At 55.9% G+C, this 19,427-nt stretch carries 20 protein-coding genes; 15 read left to right on the top strand and 5 right to left on the bottom strand.

The genetic code is table 11. From position 1 onward, the window contains the following. The 3 genes from ABWO67_RS12425 to ABWO67_RS12415 form a co-directional block, all read left to right on the top strand. Window positions 1-208: hypothetical protein (locus ABWO67_RS12425; RefSeq protein ID WP_353152031.1), on the top strand; the 208-nt coding region annotated here is incomplete at its 5' end. A 63-nt stretch (window positions 209-271) separates the two neighbouring features. Further along, window positions 272-1,264, top strand: coding sequence for a Bug family tripartite tricarboxylate transporter substrate binding protein (locus ABWO67_RS12420; protein ID WP_353152030.1), 993 nt, complete (start codon window positions 272-274; stop codon window positions 1,262-1,264). An 11-nt stretch (window positions 1,265-1,275) separates the two neighbouring features. Then, the gene (locus tag ABWO67_RS12415) at window positions 1,276-2,427 is read left to right on the top strand and encodes a CaiB/BaiF CoA transferase family protein (RefSeq protein ID WP_353152029.1); all 1,152 of its coding nucleotides are present in this window, start codon (window positions 1,276-1,278) and stop codon (window positions 2,425-2,427) included. A 40-nt stretch (window positions 2,428-2,467) separates the two neighbouring features. Here the strand turns inward: ABWO67_RS12415 and trxA are convergent, their stop codons facing one another. Then, a complete protein-coding gene (trxA, locus tag ABWO67_RS12410; protein ID WP_353152028.1) occupies window positions 2,468-2,851 on the bottom strand; it encodes a thioredoxin in 384 nt (127 codons plus the stop codon). A 118-nt stretch (window positions 2,852-2,969) separates the two neighbouring features. Then, on the bottom strand, window positions 2,970-4,262 hold the full coding sequence (locus tag ABWO67_RS12405) for an NCS2 family permease (protein ID WP_353152027.1): 1,293 nt from the start codon (window positions 4,260-4,262) through the stop codon (window positions 2,970-2,972). Window positions 4,263-4,358: 96 nt separating this feature from the next. Here ABWO67_RS12405 and tsaD point away from each other — a divergent pair, with 96 nt between their 5' ends. Then, window positions 4,359-5,411: a tRNA (adenosine(37)-N6)-threonylcarbamoyltransferase complex transferase subunit TsaD gene (tsaD, locus tag ABWO67_RS12400; RefSeq protein ID WP_353152026.1), complete on the top strand. Its 1,053-nt coding sequence runs from the start codon at window positions 4,359-4,361 to the stop codon at window positions 5,409-5,411. A gap of 39 nt (window positions 5,412-5,450) precedes the next feature. Here tsaD and plsY read toward each other — a convergent pair whose 3' ends face one another. After that, window positions 5,451-6,092 (bottom strand): glycerol-3-phosphate 1-O-acyltransferase PlsY, encoded by a 642-nt coding sequence (gene plsY, locus ABWO67_RS12395; RefSeq protein ID WP_353152025.1) that lies wholly within the window; start codon window positions 6,090-6,092, stop codon window positions 5,451-5,453. Between the two features lie 109 nt (window positions 6,093-6,201). Here plsY and surE point away from each other — a divergent pair, with 109 nt between their 5' ends. From surE to rlmD, 6 genes are all read left to right on the top strand, one after another. Beyond that, window positions 6,202-6,960, top strand: a complete 759-nt coding sequence (surE, locus tag ABWO67_RS12390; RefSeq protein WP_353152024.1) for a 5'/3'-nucleotidase SurE — start codon at window positions 6,202-6,204, stop codon at window positions 6,958-6,960. Continuing rightward, a complete protein-coding gene (locus ABWO67_RS12385; RefSeq protein ID WP_353152023.1) occupies window positions 6,945-7,760 on the top strand; it encodes a protein-L-isoaspartate(D-aspartate) O-methyltransferase in 816 nt (271 codons plus the stop codon). Before surE ends, ABWO67_RS12385 begins: the two co-directional genes overlap by 16 nt. 18 nt (window positions 7,761-7,778) lie before the next feature. Beyond that, window positions 7,779-8,570, top strand: coding sequence for a peptidoglycan DD-metalloendopeptidase family protein (locus ABWO67_RS12380; protein WP_353152022.1), 792 nt, complete (start codon window positions 7,779-7,781; stop codon window positions 8,568-8,570). Continuing rightward, window positions 8,567-9,352 (top strand): 3'-5' exonuclease, encoded by a 786-nt coding sequence (locus tag ABWO67_RS12375; protein ID WP_353152021.1) that lies wholly within the window; start codon window positions 8,567-8,569, stop codon window positions 9,350-9,352. Before ABWO67_RS12380 ends, ABWO67_RS12375 begins: the two co-directional genes overlap by 4 nt. Window positions 9,353-9,446: 94 nt before the next feature. Further along, a complete protein-coding gene (locus ABWO67_RS12370; RefSeq protein WP_353152020.1) occupies window positions 9,447-10,085 on the top strand; it encodes a hypothetical protein in 639 nt (212 codons plus the stop codon). An 87-nt stretch (window positions 10,086-10,172) separates the two neighbouring features. Next, window positions 10,173-11,489: a 23S rRNA (uracil(1939)-C(5))-methyltransferase RlmD gene (gene rlmD / locus ABWO67_RS12365; RefSeq protein ID WP_353152019.1), complete on the top strand. Its 1,317-nt coding sequence runs from the start codon at window positions 10,173-10,175 to the stop codon at window positions 11,487-11,489. A gap of 886 nt (window positions 11,490-12,375) precedes the next feature. Here the strand turns inward: rlmD and argH are convergent. Further along, the gene (argH, locus tag ABWO67_RS12360) at window positions 12,376-13,806 is read right to left on the bottom strand and encodes an argininosuccinate lyase (RefSeq protein ID WP_353152018.1); all 1,431 of its coding nucleotides are present in this window, start codon (window positions 13,804-13,806) and stop codon (window positions 12,376-12,378) included. 118 nt (window positions 13,807-13,924) lie between these two features. Between argH and ABWO67_RS12355 the strand changes: the two genes are divergently transcribed. The 4 genes from ABWO67_RS12355 to ABWO67_RS12340 all read left to right on the top strand — a co-directional run bounded on the left by ABWO67_RS12355 (window position 13,925) and on the right by ABWO67_RS12340 (window position 17,831). Beyond that, a complete protein-coding gene (locus tag ABWO67_RS12355; protein WP_502930010.1) occupies window positions 13,925-15,178 on the top strand; it encodes a mechanosensitive ion channel family protein in 1,254 nt (417 codons plus the stop codon). Between the two features lie 26 nt (window positions 15,179-15,204). Then, entirely contained in the window at window positions 15,205-15,543 is a 339-nt protein-coding gene (locus tag ABWO67_RS12350) for a P-II family nitrogen regulator (protein WP_353152017.1), read from the top strand. A gap of 74 nt (window positions 15,544-15,617) precedes the next feature. Beyond that, on the top strand, window positions 15,618-17,243 hold the full coding sequence (locus ABWO67_RS12345; protein ID WP_353152016.1) for a gamma-glutamyltransferase family protein: 1,626 nt from the start codon (window positions 15,618-15,620) through the stop codon (window positions 17,241-17,243). A gap of 51 nt (window positions 17,244-17,294) precedes the next feature. Further along, the gene (locus ABWO67_RS12340; RefSeq protein WP_353152015.1) at window positions 17,295-17,831 is read left to right on the top strand and encodes a YaeQ family protein; all 537 of its coding nucleotides are present in this window, start codon (window positions 17,295-17,297) and stop codon (window positions 17,829-17,831) included. Between the two features lie 96 nt (window positions 17,832-17,927). On the opposite strand, the gene ABWO67_RS12335 is transcribed toward ABWO67_RS12340, so the two are convergent. Further along, on the bottom strand, window positions 17,928-18,548 hold the full coding sequence (locus ABWO67_RS12335) for a chorismate--pyruvate lyase family protein (RefSeq protein ID WP_353152014.1): 621 nt from the start codon (window positions 18,546-18,548) through the stop codon (window positions 17,928-17,930). 12 nt (window positions 18,549-18,560) lie between these two features. Between ABWO67_RS12335 and ABWO67_RS12330 the strand changes: the two genes are divergently transcribed. Next, window positions 18,561-19,295 carry a pseudouridine synthase gene (locus tag ABWO67_RS12330; protein ID WP_353152013.1) on the top strand — a complete coding sequence of 245 codons (735 nt, stop codon included), beginning with the start codon at window positions 18,561-18,563 and terminating at the stop codon, window positions 19,293-19,295. The last annotated feature ends 132 nt before the right edge of the window (window positions 19,296-19,427 follow it).

The raw sequence follows: 19,427 nt of genomic DNA, 5'->3' as shown, positions 1-19,427 counted from the left end.
GCGCTCAGAGCTAGCCCGGCAAGCCGCATCGGCGCTTTACCATGTGGTTTCCCTGGCAGGGCTGCGTGCGGAAGCCAGGCATGAAGGTCTCGACAGCCGCAGTGATCTCGCCGACTTGGTGCTGTTGCATCGCTTGGCCCCTCGCGACCCTTGTGCAGGAGATGTTCCCGAACTGGATCACAGCCGGTTGCTGAACGCGCTGTTCTAAGCGCGAGGCCGGTCCAATGCACTGGGCTGGCCTTACTTCTTATAAATAAATGGAGACATACAAATGAAGAAACTATTATTACTTGCCGCCGCCTGCTCGACGACCTTGGGATTGTCTGCGACAAGCGCGGCCTTGGCAGCGAATGCTGCGGATAACTATCCGTCCCAATCCATAAAGCTTGTCGTGCCATTTCCTCCTGGCGGCCCTACCGATGCATTGGCTCGGCGCCTGGCTCAAAGCCTGGCCGAGCCGCTGGCGCAGACGGTTATCGTCGAGAACAAGTCGGGCGCCGGCGGCAATATTGGATCGGAGTTCGTCGCCAATTCCAAGCCCGATGGCTACACGATTTTATTTGGAACTTCGGGCCCTTTGGCTATCAATGTCAGTCTGTACAAAAAACTGGGATACGATCCGCGCGCCAGCTTTGCGCCGATTATCCGGATTGGCCATCTTCCCAATATTTTGGTCGTCCATCCATCGTTGCCTGCTAAAAATCTGCAAGAACTAGTGGCTTACGCAAAGGATCACCCAAATAAGCTTTCGTATGCGTCTTCGGGCAATGGCGCATCGTCCCATCTCGCTGGTGTACTGTTTAACGAACTGGCGGGCACATCCATTTTGCATATCCCTTACCGTGGTACCGGACCAGCCCTGAATGACTTGCTCGGCGGCCAAGTATCGATGTCATTTACCGATATTCTGACGGCGTTGCCGCATATTCATAATAAAACACTGCAGCCTATCGGGCTGGCCAGCGCGGAAAGGTCAACGGCTTTGCCTGACCTGCCTACGCTGGCTGAACAAGGCCTTAAGGGGTATGACGTCAGTGTCTTCTTCGGCATTGTCGCGCCCAAAGGCACACCTGCACCCATTGTCGAGAAGCTCAATGCCGCGTTCAAGCACGCTATGCAAGATCCGGAAATCAAGAAGACGCTGACGGCTCAGGGCATTGTTGAAGCCACTGACCAAACACCGCAAGGTCTGAGGGCTTTTATTGACAGTGAAGTGCCCAAATGGGAAGTGGTAGTCAAAAATGCCAATATATCGCTGGATTAACGGAACGCAACATGAATCAGATGACGAATGGCGGCGCGCTACAAGGCTGCAAGGTGATAGATCTGTCTCGCGTGCTGGGCGGGCCTTATTGCACGCAAATACTTGGTGATCACGGTGCAGAAGTCTTCAAAATAGAACCTCCTTCAGGGGACGAGACTCGCGGTTGGGGTCCTCCCTTCCTGGACGGGACAGCCTCGTATTTTCTTGGCGTCAACCGCAATAAGTATGGATTGAGCCTGGATTTATCGGCGCCGGATGGACAGGCTTTCCTCAAGACCTTGCTGCAGGACGCCGATGTGCTGGTAGAAAACTTCAAACCGGGGACGCTCGAGAAATGGGGACTTGGTCCTGAAACCCTGCAGGCGCAATTTCCCCGCCTTATCCATTGCCGCATCAGCGGGTTCGGCGCCGACGGGCCCTTGGGCGGGCTACCAGGCTATGATGCGTGCGCGCAGGCCCTGTGTGGGCTGATGAGCGTCAACGGGGATGCCGACAGCGAGCCAACGCGAGTAGGCTTGCCGGTGGTGGACATGGTGACTGGCCTGAATGCGGCTTTGGCCATTCTCATGGCAGTCAATGAGCGACACCGCAGCAATCAAGGTCAGTTTCTGGACATCACCTTGTTCGATTGCGCAATTTCCCTTTTGCACCCGCATGCCGCCAATTTTTTCTTGAGCAACAACGTTCCGCAGCGTACAGGCAATGCTCATCCGAACATTGCGCCTTATGAGTCATTTTCCACACAAGATGGGGAGTTGTTTTTGGCCGTGGGCAATAACCGCCAATTTGAACTATTGGCTCAGGTGCTTGAGGATACCGACCTGGCGCAAGATCCCAGGTTCACATCGAATGCGGATCGTTTGGCGCATAGGGCCGAGTTGAGGGCGAGACTGTCTGGTTTGCTCAAGCAGCACGTTGCCGCCGATTTGGCGCAAGTATTATTGAAGAAAGGTGTGCCTGCCGCACCGGTGTTGAATGTTGCGGAGATTTTGGATCACCCGCATACCAGGCATAGGGGGATGGTGCTGGAGCAAGGCGGCTACCGCGCGATTGCTTCGCCCATCAAGTTGTCGCGCACACCTGCTGCTTTACGTAGATTGCCCCCGAGTTTTGGCGAACATACAGAGCGGGTGAGAGCTGAAATGGCGCCAGAAGGCGACTAGAATCCCGTGGGGCCTGGCGCGCCCCGACGCGGGAAAGGGCTTATGCAGAATCGTTATCGTCCTGGCTTTGCTGCGCGGCTATTTCGGCATGTACTTTGTCCATGTCGATGCTCTTTACCTGCTCGATCAATTCTTGCAACTGGCCCGCCGACAGGGCACCTGGTTGGGAAAAAAGCAAAACCTGTTCACGAAACACCATAAGCGTAGGAATGGACCGTATGCCCATTCCGGTGGCCAATTCCTGCTGGTCTTCGGTGTTGACCTTGGCAAAGGTGATATCTTCGTGCTGAGTCGAGGCTTCGTCGAAGACCGGCGCAAAGTTGCGGCACGGTCCACACCAAGGCGCCCAAAAGTCCACGATCAAGGGCTTGCTGTCTTTGATAGCAGCCTGGAAAGTGTCCTTGGTCAAATCTATGGTGCTCATAAGTATCCCCAAACAAAAAGCGGCTTGAGCCGCTTTTTAAATAAATAAAATGTACTTAAGAAAGAGTTTAACGTTTTTGCCAATGAAGCGTGATTACTGTTCGTAACAATATCTAAGCCTAATTCGGGAAAAAGGCGTACTTGATAACGAAAAGTACGGCGACCAACAGGGTAGCCATATGAATTTGCCGGAATTTCCCGGTGACGGCCTTCAGCACCACATAGCTGATGAAGCCGAATGCCAGGCCGTTGGCGATGGAGTAGGTAAAAGGCATGATGATGGCGGTCAGTGCGGCGGGGGTCGCCTCGGTGATTTCGCTCCAGTCGATTTCGGTGATTTCACGCAGCATCAGGCCCGCAACATAAAGCAGGGCGGGGGCTGTGGCGTAGGCTGGCACCGATCCAGCCAAAGGCGCCAGGAACAAGGCAAGCAAGAACAGTACGGCTACGGTAAGTGCAGTAAGGCCGGTGCGCCCACCTGCTTGCACGCCGGACGCGCTTTCAACATAGGCGGTGGTGCTGCTGGTGCCCAGGAATGAACCGGCGACAATTGCCGTACTGTCAGCCATCAGGGCACGGCCCAAGCGGTTGGGTTTCCCTTCCTGGATAAGGTTGGCGCGCTTGGCCACGCCTATCATGGTGCCTGTGGCATCGAACACCTCGACCAACACCAGAACAAGAATGACATGGATAAAACCCGTATGCAACGCGCCTATGATGTCGAGTTGGAAAAAGGTAGGAGCCAGGCTGGGCGGAGCCGAGAACACGCCCTGGAACTGACTGTTGCCGGTCAGCATGGACAAGATTGTGACCACCAGAATGCCAATCAGGATTGCACCCTTGATTTTCAAGGCGTCAAGCGCGGCAATAATGAAAAAGCCCAATATTGCGAATAACGCTGGTGCTGAGGTCAGGTCGCCCAGCGCCACTTTGGTGGCCGGATTGGATACGACGATGCCCGAGCTGCCCAGTGCGATGATGGCCAGGAACAAGCCAATGCCTGCTGCAATCGCCGAGCGCAAGGATTTCGGTATGCCGTCGATCAGCCACGAGCGTACGCCTGTAAGCGTCAGAATCAGGAAGATAACCCCCGAAATGAATACAGCCCCAAGCGCTTGCTGCCAACTGTAGCCTAGCGCTCCGACCACGGTAAATGCAAAGAAGGCATTCAAGCCCATCCCCGGCGCCATTCCGATAGGCCAATTGGCGAGCAGGGCCATGATAAGCGTGCCCAGCGCGGCGGCCAGGCAGGTAGCGACAAAAACAGCGCTTTTATCCATGCCTGTGCTGGACAGTATCTCTGGGTTGACGAAAATAATGTAGGACATGGTCAGGAAGGTCGTTATGCCCGCCAGTATTTCGGTTCGCACCGTGGTGCCGTGTTCACGTAACTGGAAGAATCTTTCGAGCATGTGGCATTCCTAAGGAAAAAGAAGATGTTTCTTGTTTAAACGATAATGCGGTCTGAATTTTAAAGCGGTTTTGCCAGGGGTTGTAAACTAGCGATCATGATTATTATTGGCTTTGAAAGTTCGTGCGATGAAACCGGTGTGGCTTTGGTCTGCACCGAACGTGGTTTGCTGGCTCATTCCCTGCATAGCCAAATCGCCATGCATCAAGAATATGGCGGCGTTGTCCCTGAACTGGCGTCGCGAGATCACATCCGTCGCGTGTTGCCGCTTACGCGCGAGGTAATGCTGGCAGCGGGGATCACTGCGGATGACATCGGCGCTGTGGCTTATACCGCTGGCCCTGGGCTGGCGGGGGCTTTGTTGGTCGGCGCCAGTGTGGCTCAGTCGTTCGCATGGGCACGAGGCCTTCCGGCCATTCCTATTCATCACCTGGAAGGCCATTTGCTATCGCCTTTGCTTGCGACCCCCCGGCCAGACTTTCCGTTCGTGGCGCTGCTGGTTTCGGGCGGACATACGCAGCTCATGCGTGTCGATGGCGTAGGCGATTATCAATTGCTGGGTGAAACCCTGGATGACGCCGCTGGCGAGGCTTTCGATAAAACCGCGAAGTTGATGGGGCTGGGCTATCCCGGCGGCCCAGCGTTATCCCGGCTGGCTGAACAGGGCGACGCTGCCGTCTACGATTTGCCCAGACCTATGCTGCATAGCCGAGATCTGGATTTCAGTTTCAGTGGTTTGAAAACGGCTGTACTGACTCGGGTCAGAAATCTTGAAAAGGCTGGCGGACAGTTGACCGCACAGCAACGGGCCGACCTGGCCGCTGCAACTGAAGCCGCTATTGTTGACGTATTGGCGGCCAAGTCCATCAAGGCCATGAAACAAACGGGTTTGAAACGGCTGGTTGTGGCCGGCGGCGTGGGTGCAAATAGCCATTTGCGCGCGAAACTGGTTCAGGCCATGAACAAGCTGGGGGCGCAAGTGTATTTTCCCCCGTTGGACTTGTGTACGGACAACGGCGCAATGATCGCCTTTGCGGCGGCGATGCGTGTCAATGCAGGTCTGGTCGACCTGTCGGATATGCGCCACGCATTTACGGTAAAACCGCGGTGGGATCTACAAGATATTTGCCTGGCCGCCTCTGCAGTGTAGTGTCGCAAGGGCCGCGCAGGCAGGCATTCTTCGGTGGGGTTACTGTTTCTTGCCGCCTATGCGACTTTCTTTTCCGGTCATCAGGCGGCTAATATTTGCGCGATGGCGGAACAAAAGCACGACACTGATGATGACGATCGCCAGCGCGATCGATGGGCGTAGTTCCCATGCAACGTTGCCGCCTAGCAAATAGTACAAAGGTGCAAAAATAGCCGCGATGATGGACGACAAGGATGAGTACCGGCTGACGTATACAATGATCAGCCAGGTACCGACTGTGGCCAGTGCCAGCCAGGGGTTCAGCCCCAGCAGCACGCCCAACGCGGTGGCGACACCTTTGCCGCCTTTGAACTTCAGGAATACAGGATAAACGTGGCCAAGAAAAACGGCCACGGCGCAGGCAGCAATGACGGCGGTGGGCAACGCAAATTGTTGTGCGGCATATGACGCTATAAAAACCGCGGCCCATCCTTTGGCGGCATCGCCCACCAAAGTCAGCGCTGCCGCTGCCTTGTTGCCGGTTCTTAGTACGTTGGTGGCGCCGGGGTTTTTCGACCCAAAAGTACGGGGATCTTGCAGGCCCATGACTCGGCTGACTACGACAGCAAAGGACACGGATCCCAGCAGATAAGATAAAAGCACGAGGGCAAGCGCAATGAGGCTTGAGATAGCAACGGTCATAATTATGCAGACTCCGGTGGATTGTGCGGGAATTCTACCCACTGTGGCCCAAAACACCAAAACGACCGGGTACAATTCGCTACGTTCAGTTGAATTCTAGGGAAGGGCAATGCGGATATTGGTGTCCAACGACGATGGCTACAATGCTCCAGGCCTCGAGGCCTTGGTGCATGCATTGAAAGGTCTGGGCGATTTAACTGTGGTCGCTCCCGAAACCAACTGCAGCGGCGCATCCAATTCCCTGACGCTTAATCGGCCCATGTCGGTTCGGCAGGCGGCTAACGGCTTTTACTATGTTAATGGCACACCTTCCGACTGCGTGCATATCGCCTTGACGGGTCTGTTGGATTTTCGCCCTGACTTGGTGGTTTCCGGTATTAATAATGGCGCTAATATGGGTGACGACACTCTATACTCGGGGACCGTCGCCGCCGCCACAGAAGGGTACCTGTTCGGGATTCCGGCAATTGCCTTTTCGCTGGTGCAAAAGGGCTGGGAACATCTGGACAGCGCCGCGCGCATTGCGCGCAAACTGGTAGAGCAGCAAGCGGCCAATCCTCTTGCGGGAAACATTTTGCTTAATGTGAATATTCCGGCCGTGCCTTACGAAGCCATCCAGGAAATACGGGTGACCCGGCTTGGCAAAAGGCATCCTTCCGAACCTGTTGTAAAAAGCAGCACGCCTTATGGCGACCCGGTATACTGGATAGGCCCTGTGGGTAGGGTATCCGACTCTGCTCCCGATACCGACTTTGGCGCGATTGAGCAACATGCGGTGTCGGTTACGCCGCTACGGTTGGATCTTACCCACTACGATCAACTATCCCAGGTAAAGGATTGGGCAGGGCCGTTATGCGTAAACCAGTAGTGCCTTTCCCTTTTGCCAATGGCACGACTAACCGGTTTGGTCGCTCCAGTCTGGGCGGCGGGGTATCGGCAGCTAATAGCAATACCCGTGTTTTTCCACAAGGGCGTACGTCGCCTGTTGCGGCGGTATCGAAAAGTCCGTCAACAATGGTTAATTTGGGTTTGAACTCCGAGCGGTCGCGTGGCATGATGATCCAGCGTTTGCGCAATCAGGGCATACAAGACGATCGCGTGCTTGATGCCATGATGGCGGTGCCGCGCCACTTATTTGTAGACGAAGGGCTTGCCAGCCGCGCCTACGAAGATGCCGCGTTGCCAATCGGACAGGGGCAAACCATCTCCCAGCCATGGGTTGTCGCGCGCATGATCTCCGTCGTGTGCGAAAATCGTGTTCCGGTCAAGGTGCTTGAAGTGGGTGCCGGTTGCGGTTATCAGGCTGCTGTATTGGCCCAGTTTATTAAAGAAGTTCACGCCATCGAGCGGATACGCGGCCTGTATGAATTGGCCCGCGATCACCTCAGGGCGCTCAAGTTAATTGCCCGTGTTCGTCTCGTATACGGAGACGGCATGGCAGGTTTACCCGGCGTAGCGCCTTTTGATGCCATCATTGTTGCTGCCGCCGGTATTAAAATTCCCCAGGCGCTGTTAGAACAGTTAGCCATTGGGGGCCGTTTAATTGCCCCGGAAGGGTCGACAGCGCAGCGCCTTATCCTTATCGAGCGTACGGGCGCCGCAACGTGGCGCCGCGACGAACTCGAGTCGGTCCGCTTTGTCCCCCTTCGGGCTGGAATTCAGTCTTAAGTTTTCAGGAGAGCCTATATGCACGCAGAGACGTTTCGGTCCACCGCTCTGACATTTGAATACCCGAAACGCACATCTCGTTATCTGGTGATTGCAGCCGTGGTTGCCACTACGGTACTGGCAGGATGTGCGTCTCGCAGCACGAAAGCCCCCGTGACCGATATGTCGGGCGGCCCGGTTGCGCCGACCACAAGCGGTACCTATGTGGTCAAGCCGGGCGATACGCTATACAAGATCGCCCAAGCTCACAGCATCGATGTTGCCACGCTTAGCAGCTTGAACAATATCAGTGATCCATCCCAACTGCGTGTGGGGCAGGTGTTGCGCCTTGATAGCTCGGGTCCTGCTCCTGCCATAGCAACTCCCGCCCCAGTGACGCCAGCTACACCTGTTGCACCTGTTGCGGCGGCCGAACCCGCTGCGGTGGCGCGGGCCAGTGATGCCGCTACCATCAACTGGGCATGGCCCGCGTCGGGCAGCATCATTCAAAGCTTCAACGCCAATACCAAGGGTATAGATATTGCAGGCGGTGTCGGCGAACCTGTTCTTGCCGCGGCCGACGGTAAGGTCATGTATGCCGGCAACGGCGTTCGTGGTCTGGGCAACCTGATATTGCTTGGCCATTCCGATGGCTTTATCACCGCCTATGCGCATAACCAGTCATTGGCAGTGAAAACTGGCGACCAAATCAAGAAAGGCGCCAGAATCGCTTCTATTGGTCAAACCGATACCACGTCACCGCGTCTGCACTTTGAAATCCGCCGCCGTGGCACCCCGGTCAACCCCTTGTCATACTTACCGGTGCGATGATCCCCACCCTGGTCTTCGATCTTGAAACCATACCCGACGCAGTCGGATTGCGCCGCCTGAATCCCCAGTGGGGATCCGATATGACCGATACGCAGGTCATCGAGGCGGCGCTGGCGGCAAGGCAGGAATCGCACGGTACGGATTTCTTGCCTTTGCATCTGCACAAGGTAGCCGTCGTTGGCTGTGTATTTCGAGACGACCAGGGATTTCGGGTTAAAACCTTGGGCAAGGCCGACGACCCCGAGGCCACGCTGCTTACCGGGTTTTTCAAAACGATCGAACGATATACGCCCCGGCTAATCAGCTGGAATGGATCGGGTTTCGATCTGCCGGTGCTGCACTATCGCAGCCTGATCCATGGCGTGCCAGCGCCGCGCTACTGGGATATGGGCGAAGATGACCGCGATTTCAAATATAACAATTACATCAGTCGATATCACAGTCGCCATATTGACCTGATGGATTTGCTGGCCAAATACAACGGACGCGCCAACGCGCCGCTTGACGACTTGGCCAAGCTCTGTGGATTTCCTGGCAAGCTGGGTATGGACGGCGGCCAAGTCTGGCAGGCCTGGTCCAATGGAAAAGCAGACGAGGTCCGGGCCTATTGTGAAACGGATGTCGTCAACACGTGGCTGGTGTATTGCCGGTTTCGCTTTCTTAAGGGTGAGCTTGATCGCAGCGCCTATGATGCCGAAGTGCAATTGGTGCGCGACACCCTGCAAGCCAGCGATGCCGTTCACTGGAAGGAATATATGGCCGCCTGGGGCGAGCCTTCCTGAAATCGATTGAAAAAAGTTCGGTTTCGTTGAAACAAACCGGAAATCACTTAAGTTGCACAATGAGGCCTCGTCACCGAAACAAGGAAACCTCATCATGCAACGTTCAATTTCTTCTGTGTCCATCAAGCTTGCCACCCTGACTGCCGCCTTGGCATTGAGCGGCGCAGCCTACGCAGCAACCGGAACAGCGGCTTCCGCACCGGTGGCAGCGCAGACCGCAGTATCAGCGACGGCATCCGACGCAACAGGCAAACCCTCGGCACATCGCCACCATAAGTCTGGCGACCATCACAAGTCCAAGCGCGGACATATGCGCGATGCGGCTATGTGGGTGCCAGGATATGGCCCGCTGGATACCAAGTTTGTCGAGTCGCTGGCCTTGAATGATACGCAGGCCAAGCTGCTGAAGGATACCCAGGCCGAACAGAAAGCAAGCCGTGAGGCACGTCGCGACGCCATGAAGACGGCTCGAACCGAAGGACTCGAGCAGCTTAAAAGCGGTAAAATAGATCCTCACGCAAAATTGAAGCAGACTGAAGAAGCGCATAAACAGGCTTACGCCGAGCGCAGCAAGCTCGATGGAAAATGGCTTGCTGTATGGGATGCCTTGGATGCTGCACAGCAGGAAAAAGTAGCGGCCAAGTTCAATGAGCGTGCCGAAAAATTTGCGAAACGCGCTGAAAACCATAAACAGCGCAAAGCAGCACCCGACACGGCAAAGGTCGCATCGTAAGCACCTCTGCTGTGAATCATCCTTCCGGCTCGACTTACCGCCGGGAGGATGTCAAAATTCGGGCCTGAATCTTTGGATACCCGAATAATGACGTTAGAAGTATTTGATATAGAGTCTTTAGACCTTGATGCGCGGGGCGTTGCGCGCCGCGACGGCAAGGTCGTTTTTGTGGACGGTGCCTTGCCGGGTGAAAAAGTGCTGGCCCGTATCGTCAGGCAGAAAGCCTCATACGATACCGCCAGGCTGGAACGCCTGATCAAGCCGTCTTCGCAACGTGTAGAGCCCGGCTGTCCGCACTTTGGCATGTGTGGCGGCTGTGCCATGCAGCACCTTGATGCTGCGGCGCAGGTTGCGATTAAGCAAAGGGTGCTGGAAGATTCGCTTGGGCATATCGGCAAGGTCAGTCCCGCTACGGTATTGCCGCCTTTGCATGGCCCTACGTGGGGCTACCGCTATCGTGCTCGCCTGTCGGTGCGTGCGGTGCGCAAGAAGGGCGCCGTGCTGGTCGGTTTTCGCGAGCGCCGTGGCAGCTATGTCGCGGATATCAAGACATGCCGTGTTCTGCCCCCCCATGTCTCGAATATGCTGCTGCCCTTGCGGGCGTTGGTGGGTGCATTCACACAACCCGATCGTATTCCCCAGATCGAAGTAGCCGTCGGGGATCAGACTACCGTGTTGCTGCTGCGTCACATGGAGCCTTTGTCGGAAAACGACATTGCGCTGATTCGTGAGTTCGGCGACAAGCATAACGTAACTTGGTGGCTACAACCTAAAGGCCCAGAGACAGTACACCCGCTGGATCGCGCCGATGTCGACAAACTGGCCTATACCTTGCCGGAGTTCGGCTTGCGCATGCCTTATCGACCCACCGACTTCACTCAGGTGAATCAGGCCATCAATCGGGTAATGATATCCAAGGCGCTGGCCTTGCTTGACGTTCAGTCCGACGACAGGGTGGCTGATCTTTTTTGCGGGTTAGGCAATTTCACGTTGCCGCTGGCAACCCAGGCCAACAGCGTCGTGGGAATTGAGGGCAGCGCCGCCCTGACCGAACGCGCACTAGAGGCCGCCCGTCAGCATGGGCTGGAACAACGCACGAGTTTTGCCACCTTGAATCTTTTTGAGGTTGACGTTCAATGGCTGCGGGACCTGGGCCGTTTTGACCGGATTCTTATCGACCCACCGCGTGAGGGCGCCGAAGCCGTCGCGCGTGCATTGGCGGCGCTAAATGCTTCCGAGCGTCCGAAACGGATCGTGTATGTTTCCTGTAGCCCCGGCACCTTGGCGCGTGATGCGGGCATTTTGGTGCACGAAGGCGGATATCAGTTGCTTAGCGCAGGCGTCATCAATATGTTTCCGCATACAGGGCATGTGGAGTCGATAGCGGTATTCGAGGCGGAGTAATTCTGTCGGCCCGCGCGGGCTATAGCTGAGCGATCATTTGCTCAGTGATGACTTGCTCAGTGATGCTTGTTTTTACACGCCGTTGCCACGGTGATGGGGATATGCGCTCCTCGTGGCCCGATTCGGCGCCCTGTGCGCCGAACCAGCACGGCCTAGCTCGTCCACCCCGTACGGGGTTCCCTTCGCATCCGGCCCGCTGGCGGCCCCCGAAAGTCGCGCATATCCCCATCACCGTGCCAGCGGCTGCGTTAAGTCAATTGCAAGGTCGCTGGGACGGGTGGTGTGCTTGGCCTCTTTGCCTGGACTGCAGCCGGCTCCAAAGAACTCATGCGCGCGTCCTCCGCGCCCCGCCAGCCGGGGCACTCCGGACATTGAGCCAGGTATAAGCAACGGTCGCGGTGACGATTGCAGCGAGAGTTAACGACCATGGCTGCCATAATGGTCACGCTGTTAACTGGTGGCCGTCGCAGCATCGGTGATGGCAGCGATACGCCACGGCTTATGGTCGGTCAGGTAATTGGCCTGGCTGTTATTTATGGTATGCCATCCATCGCCTGTTCGCATATCCGATTGCCAATCGCCAGTCTCGCGCAAAGAGGTCAAGCACGCTGCCGTCCCAGCGATGTTTCAACCTTTCATGATGCAGCGGGACAGGTCCTGGAAGGGGATGTTGCAGCGACTTTCGGTGGCGAGCGAGACGCACGCGAAAGAAGCCCGAATGGGCGTATGAGCGGGGCGAAGCGATGTTCGGCGCCGCAGGGCGCCGAACCGTCATCGAGGAGCAAAACATCCCCTTCCAGGACCTGACCCGCGTATTAAAAAAGAAACACTGACGCTAAGGACCTGACACGCGCATTAAGAAAAAGACGCCGGCGCTAACGTTAGCTCATTCACCGGTGCCAATCGCCTCAGCAAGAATGCGTTCCGCCTCTTGCTTTACGCGAACCGGCGCCGTGCCGCCGATATGATCTCGGGCCGCAACCGAACCTTCCAGTGTAAGTACGCCGTAGATATCGTCTTCGATAAGGGCATGAAAGCCCTGCAAGTCGGCAAGCGGTAGATCGGCCAGATCGCAGCCTCGCTGTTCGCACTCGCGTACCGCGTGTGCGACCGTCTCGTGCGCGTCGCGAAACGGCACGCCTTTCTTGACCAGATAGTCGGCCAGGTCGGTGGCCGTGGCAAACCCTTGTAAGGCAGCGGCGCGCATGGCGTCGGCCTTGACGCGAATACCGCCCACCATATCTACGAATATGGTCAAGGTGTCGCGTATGGTGTCAGCCGAATCGAACAAGCCTTCTTTGTCTTCTTGGTTATCTTTGTTATAAGCCAGGGGCTGGCCCTTCATGAGTGTCAGCAAGGCGATCAGGTGGCCGTTGACGCGGCCGGTTTTGCCGCGGGCCAATTCAGGCACGTCGGGGTTTTTCTTTTGCGGCATGATGGAACTGCCGGTGCAGAAGCGGTCGGCCAGATCAATGAAGCCGACACGTGGACTCATCCATAAAACCAGTTCTTCGGACAGGCGGGAAATGTGCGTCATGATTAGCGCGGCAGCAGCGCAGAACTCAATGGCAAAGTCGCGGTCGGAGACGGCGTCGAGGGAGTTGCGGCAGACGGCCTCAAAGCCCAGTGTGCGCGCCACGCGCTCGCGGTCAATGGGGTAGGACGTTCCCGCCAGCGCAGCGGCGCCCAGCGGCAGGCGATTGACTCGTTTGCGGCAGTCGACCAGGCGCTCTGCATCACGGCCAAACATTTCTGCATAGGCTAGCAAGTGATGCCCGAAGGTAACAGGCTGGGCGACTTGCAAATGCGTGAAGCCAGGCAAAATGGTGGCTGCGTGTTCCAATGCCAACGCGGCCAGCTTGTGACGAAGCTGATGCAGTAAATCAATGGCGATATCAATTTCGTTACGAACCCACAGCCGGATATCAGTTGCTACCTGGTCGTTGCGCGACCGACCAGTATGCAGGCGTTTTCCGGCATCGCCGATCAGTTCGACCAGGCGTTTTTCGATATTCAGGTGGACGTCTTCAAGATCGATAGACCAAGTGAATTGGCCAGCATTGATTTCTTCTAGAATCTGCGCCATTCCACGATCGATGGCGGCTTTGTCGTCGCTGCTGATGATCCCTATGGATTCAAGCATGTCGGCATGCGCCAGCGACCCCTGAATATCGAAATTGGCCATACGCTGGTCGAAGTTGACCGACGCGGTGTAGCGCTTGACGAGTTCGGAGACGGGTTCGGAAAAACGGGCAGACCAGGCCTGGGCCTTGTTTGCAAACTGATTCTGCAAGGAAGAAGAGGTATTTTTTGACATAGTGGCCAGATTATAAAGGACTGCAGAGCGAGGGTAGGGCAAAATGCCTGCCACATCCGCAACAAAAGTGCGCTACGGTATATTAGCGACAGTCACTGTATGAGGAAACAAGCAGGCAATGCAAGAGAATAACCCGCTGGTTCAATGGATGGGCGATAACTGGATCAGCCATAACATGCCGAATGCACTTTGGGCGCAGGTGGCGCTTGGCATACTCGTACTGGCAGCCTTGGTGGTGATCACGGGATGGATCGCCAGCGGGGTCATTTCAAACATTGCGCGGCGTATGCTTTCAGCCACTGGTCACGATGACTGGTCAAAAGCATTGTCGCGCCGCCGTGTTTTTCGAAACTTGAGCTACACCATGCCGTTGCTGGTCATCATGGGCAACATAGGCGTCCTCCCGATTAACGAGGCCTATGGCGGCGCTCTCGCACGAGTCTTCCTGTCGGCCGGGCTGGTGTTCTTCTTCATGGCTGTCAATGGCGCCTTGTCGGCCTGGCAAGACATCTATGCTTCCAGTACGCGTGCACAAACGCGCTCCATCAAAGGCTATATCGAACTGGGCAAGATCATGTTCTGGGCCTTGTGCCTGATTTTGATCATTTCCATATTGGTGAACCGTTCGCCGCTTCTGATGTTGTCAGGTCTTGGCGCGCTATCGGCGGTTTTATTGCTGGTGTTCAAGGACACCTTGCTGTCGCTGGTCGCCAGCACGCAAATGACGACGAACGATATGCTGCGCATCGGCGATTGGATAGAAATGCCGCAGGCCGGCGCCGACGGCTTTGTCATTGACATGGCTCTGCATACCGTAAAGGTCCAGAACTGGGACAAAACCGTTACCACCATACCGACTTACAAGCTGTTTTCCGAAAGCTATCGCAACTGGCGTTATATGTTCGAGTCGGGCGGGCGGCGAATCAAACGCACGTTGCGCATCGATGCCAGTACTGTCCGTTTCCTGCGTGAAGACGAGATACTCGCTCTTGGGCGCTTCGCGCTGCTCAGGGACTACCTGGATGACAAGCAGAGCGAGCTGGAGGAAAGCAACCGTGCGTTGGGTTCGTTGGCCGACATGGATGTGAACAGGCGCCGCTTGACCAACGTGGGTACATTCCGGGCCTATGCCATGGCATATCTGCGCCAGCAGAATGAATTGCGCCAGGATATGCTGATGCTGGTTCGCATGATGGAGCCCGAGTCCCAAGGCATACCTATCGAGGTTTACTGCTTTTCCAGTAACACCGCCTGGATCGAATACGAACGCATTCAAGGCAACATTTTCGACCACCTTTTGGCCATCCTGCCCGAGATGTCGTTACGCCTGTATCAGGCGCCTGCGGGCAGCGACTTCGCCAACATGCGATAATTTTTGCTTTATAGCGGAGCCATCCAATGAAATTAGTTGCGGCAATCATCAAGCCATTCAAGCTTGACGAGGTGCGCGAGGCGCTTGCCGATATCGGCGTCAGCGGCCTTACGGTTACGGAAGTCAAAGGTTTTGGCCGCCAGAAAGGCCATACGGAGCTGTACCGCGGCGCCGAGTATGTGGTCGATTTCCTGCCCAAGATAAAGGTCGAGGTCGTATTGCCGGCAGCCATGGTTGACGTGGCGATTGATGCCATCATCAAGGCTGCCTATACCGGCAAGATTGGCGACGGCAAAATATTCGTCACAGCAGTCGAACAGGCGATTCGCATCCGTACTGGTGAAAGCGGTATTGATGCGCTCTAGCCGGGCGCAGGACTGCATTTTTATTGTTTGTCGCTTTATATGTGCTTGCTGACGCAAGTGTTGCCGAGAGAGTCATGAAACCATTTAATTGGGACAACCCTTACCGTACCGAGCGTACTCCGCTTTTTGCCCGCAATGTGGTGTCGACCTCGCATCCTTTGGCGGCCCAGGCGGGCTTGCGCATGATGCTTAAAGGCGGTAATGCGATTGACGCGGCCATTGCCGCCGCTGCCACCATTGTGCTGGTAGAGCCAGTCTCTTGCGGGTTGGGCGGCGATTGCTTTGCCATTCTATGGGACGGTAAGCAGTTGCAAGGCTTGAACGCTTCCGGGGTGGCGCCTGCCGCCTGGAATGTCGAATACTTCAAGCGTAAGCATGGTGTTAACGCACAAGGCTTGGCCAACATGCCTATGCGTGGTTGGGACGCGGTTACTGTTCCCGGCGTTGTGGCAGGGTGGGCGGCGCTGCACGAGCGCTACGGCAAGCTGCCATTTGAGTCGTTGTTTGAGCCAGCGATAGAAATCGCCGAGCGCGGCTTTGCCATTCCTCCCATGGTGCACCGCAAATGGACTGCGGCAGCGGCCGAACTCAAAGATCAGCCAGGCTTTGCGCAGGCTTTCATGCCGGAAGGCAGGGCGCCACATATCGGTGAGCTATTTTCGTTGCCCGATGCGGCCCGTACGCTGCGGCTGATTGCACAAAGCAAAGGGCGCGAGTTCTACGAAGGCGAGCTGGCCGAGAAAATAGCCGCATTCAGCAAGGCTTGTGGCGGCGCCATGACGCTTGACGACCTGCGCGCTTATAAGCCTGAATGGGTTACGCCGATTGCCAAAGACTACCGCGGCTATACGCTGCATGAAATCCCACCGAACGGACAGGGTATTGCGGCCTTGATGGCGTTGGGCATCTTGCAGCATTTCGATGTAGCAGATCTGCCTGTAGATTCTCTTGAATCGCAGCATTTGCAAATAGAGGCCATGAAGCTGGCGTTTGCCGATTTGTATCGTTACGCATCGGACTCGCGCTCCATGGAAGTGACGCCCGATCAGATGCTTGATGACGCTTATCTGGCAAGTCGTGCGCGCCTGATTGACCGCGACCGGGCTACCCAGTTCGGTCCAGGGCGTCCTGCTTCAGGCGGCACTATCTACCTTACCGCTGCCGATGAAAACGGCATGATGGTGTCGTTCATTCAGTCCAACTACATGGGTTTTGGGTCGGGTGTCGTGGTGCCAGGCACCGGGATCAGCATGCAAAATCGTGGGTACGGATTCTCGATGGATCCCGTTTCACCTAATGTGGTCGAAGGCGGAAAACGGCCGTTTCATACCATTATTCCTGGCTTCCTGACACGCGATGGCGTACCTGTCATGAGTTTTGGCGTGATGGGCGGGGACATGCAGCCGCAGGGGCATTTGCAAACGGTGGTGCGCATGCTGGATTACGACCAGCAGCCTCAGGCGGCGTGCTGCGCGCCTCGCTGGAAGCTGAACCGGGACTTTACGCTAGACCTGGAAACGGGCATCAAGCACGATGTGGCCGAGGGCCTGCAGGCGAAAGGGCATGTGCTTAAGGCAGTCGATGATCCCTATATGGATTTCGGTGCCGGGCAGTTTATTCTCCGTCTGTCGGACGATCCCGTCCAAGGTTATGTCGCCGCCAGCGACAGTCGCCGTGATGGGCAGGCGGTGGGCTTTTAGGCAAAGCCCCATCGCGGTGTTTTTTTCCAATTGTGTTGTAAAGGTCGCCCTATGGCATTGCGTGCCACGATTTCCAAGCTTGAACTTAACGTGGCCGATATGGTGCGCGCCTATTATGGCAGCCATAATCTGACTGTTGCACGGCATCCTTCTGAAACCGAAGAGCGCATGATGTTGCGAGTACTGGCTTTCGCGCTGTATGCCAGCGAAGGGCTGGCCTTCACGCGGGGCCTGAGCACTACTGAAGAACCCTCTGTGTGGGAAAAGGACCTTACCGGCACCATCCTGACCTGGATCGATCTAGGTCATCCTGATGAACGGCGCATACTGCAAGCTAGCGGAAAATCCGAAAAAGTGGTTGTGCTGTGCTACGGAGGAAATGCCAGTCAGGTATGGTGGCAGGGAGTTCAGGCAGGCGTCGCGCGAGCGCAAAACCTGCAAGTATTGGCCGTAAACCCAACGCAGGTGCAGGAGCTTGCCCGCTTTGCGCAACGCAATATGGTTTTGCATGTAACGATTGAAGAGGGTACGGCTTTAGTTTCTTCTGCCAACGACAGCGTTTCAGTCGATATCGCGGTGTGGCGTTAAGTTATAAAATACTAATGAAATCAGCGGACATCGCTTGACAATGGTATGATGCCCGCCCTGGGATGCGCCAAATGAACTTATGCAGCTTGCGTGTCCTTAAAGCTCTTTCAAGCTCAAACCCTGGTCGTAGGCTGACTTAGCCGCCAGCGGCCAGAATTCCGGCAGGAAGCATTCAGCAACCAGCAAGGGCTGGCCCTGACGCCAGAATACCGAACAGCGCGCCAGCATGCTATGCGCCGGCGGGCACTGTGCGCCTAGAAGGCGGCGCGCCGATCGATATAAGGGATGTTGGTCGTTTAAGCGGCAGGCAAAAAAACGTGATCGGGTAATTTGCGAGTCGTGATAAAGCATATCGGCAAGCGGACGGCTACGAAGGCGACGCATGCCTTGCCAAAAACTGTGCGATGCCGCCAATGGCGTAAAGCTGCGGGCGAATACGCTGTTTGTGCCGTTAATGGACATGACGATTTCACGCAGCCATACTGGCGAACGCGGGCTGCGGTTAAGCATCCATGCTTCGTTCTGGTGCAAGCCCTGCGCTTGTTCGCGCACGACGCGCAGGTGCAGGTTGCCGACGTTGCGCAGCCCGGCAGTTAGGGCGCCTGGCCGAAACAACCAATATTTTTGTTGCTGGCTAAGTGAAGGTGAGGGCGATGCCAGCCAGTCGCTGTAGTGAGGCGGGAAGAGTTCCATAAACCATATTATCGCCAAAGTCATAAAATACTGCTCATGGAAAAAATACGAATTTCAAAATTAATGGCCGAACGCGGCCTGTGCTCGCGCCGCGAGGCCGACGCATACATCGAGCGGGGCTGGGTGCGGGTTGATGGTGTGGTGATTTCAGAGTTGGGCAGCAAAGCCTGGCCGGATCAGAAAATCACGCTTGAAAAGCAGGCGCAACGTCGTCAAACCGCTCGTGTAACGATACTGCTGAATAAGCCGGTAGGTTATGTGTCGGGTCAGGCAGAGCAAGGCTATCGTCCTGCTGCTTCCTTGATCACGGCGGCAACGCGCTACCGTGTCGACAAGTCTCCTTTACGGTTTGATCCCAGCCATTTGCGCGGGCTGGCTCCAGCAGGGCGGCTTGACATTGATTCGCAGGGACTGCTGGTGTTGACACAAGATGGCCGTATCGCAAGGCAATTGATCAACGAGGATTCCGAGATTGAAAAGGAATACCTGGTTCGGGTGAATGGCAAAATCGGTAGCGGCGGATTGGCGCAGCTTAATCACGGCTTGTCGCTGGATGGTCAACTATTGCGACCTGCTCATGTTAGTTGGCAGAATGAGGATCAGTTGCGATTCATTTTGCAGGAAGGCAAGAAGCGCCAGATCCGGCGTATGTGCGAGCAGGTGGGCTTGAAGGTGATAGGTCTGAAGCGGGTTCGCATGGGCCGTATTGTGCTGGGCGATTTGCCGCCGGGGCAGTGGCGTTATCTGAAGGACGCCGAGCGGTTTCTGTAGTCTGCGCAGAGTGTTCGATATTCTGTCGGCAGTTCTGGTGTTCTTTCGTCGGTTTTACATTACGCTTATTCGTTGTCTTGCTTAGTCATTCGTCTCTTTTCTTGTGACGGCATCTCTCTTTCTTGTGACGGC

Origin of the sequence: Pollutimonas bauzanensis, assembly GCF_040393045.1 — a bacterium.
Classification (GTDB): domain Bacteria; phylum Pseudomonadota; class Gammaproteobacteria; order Burkholderiales; family Burkholderiaceae_B; genus Pollutimonas; species Pollutimonas bauzanensis_A.
This window is presented reverse-complemented; position numbering and strand designations above follow the sequence as displayed.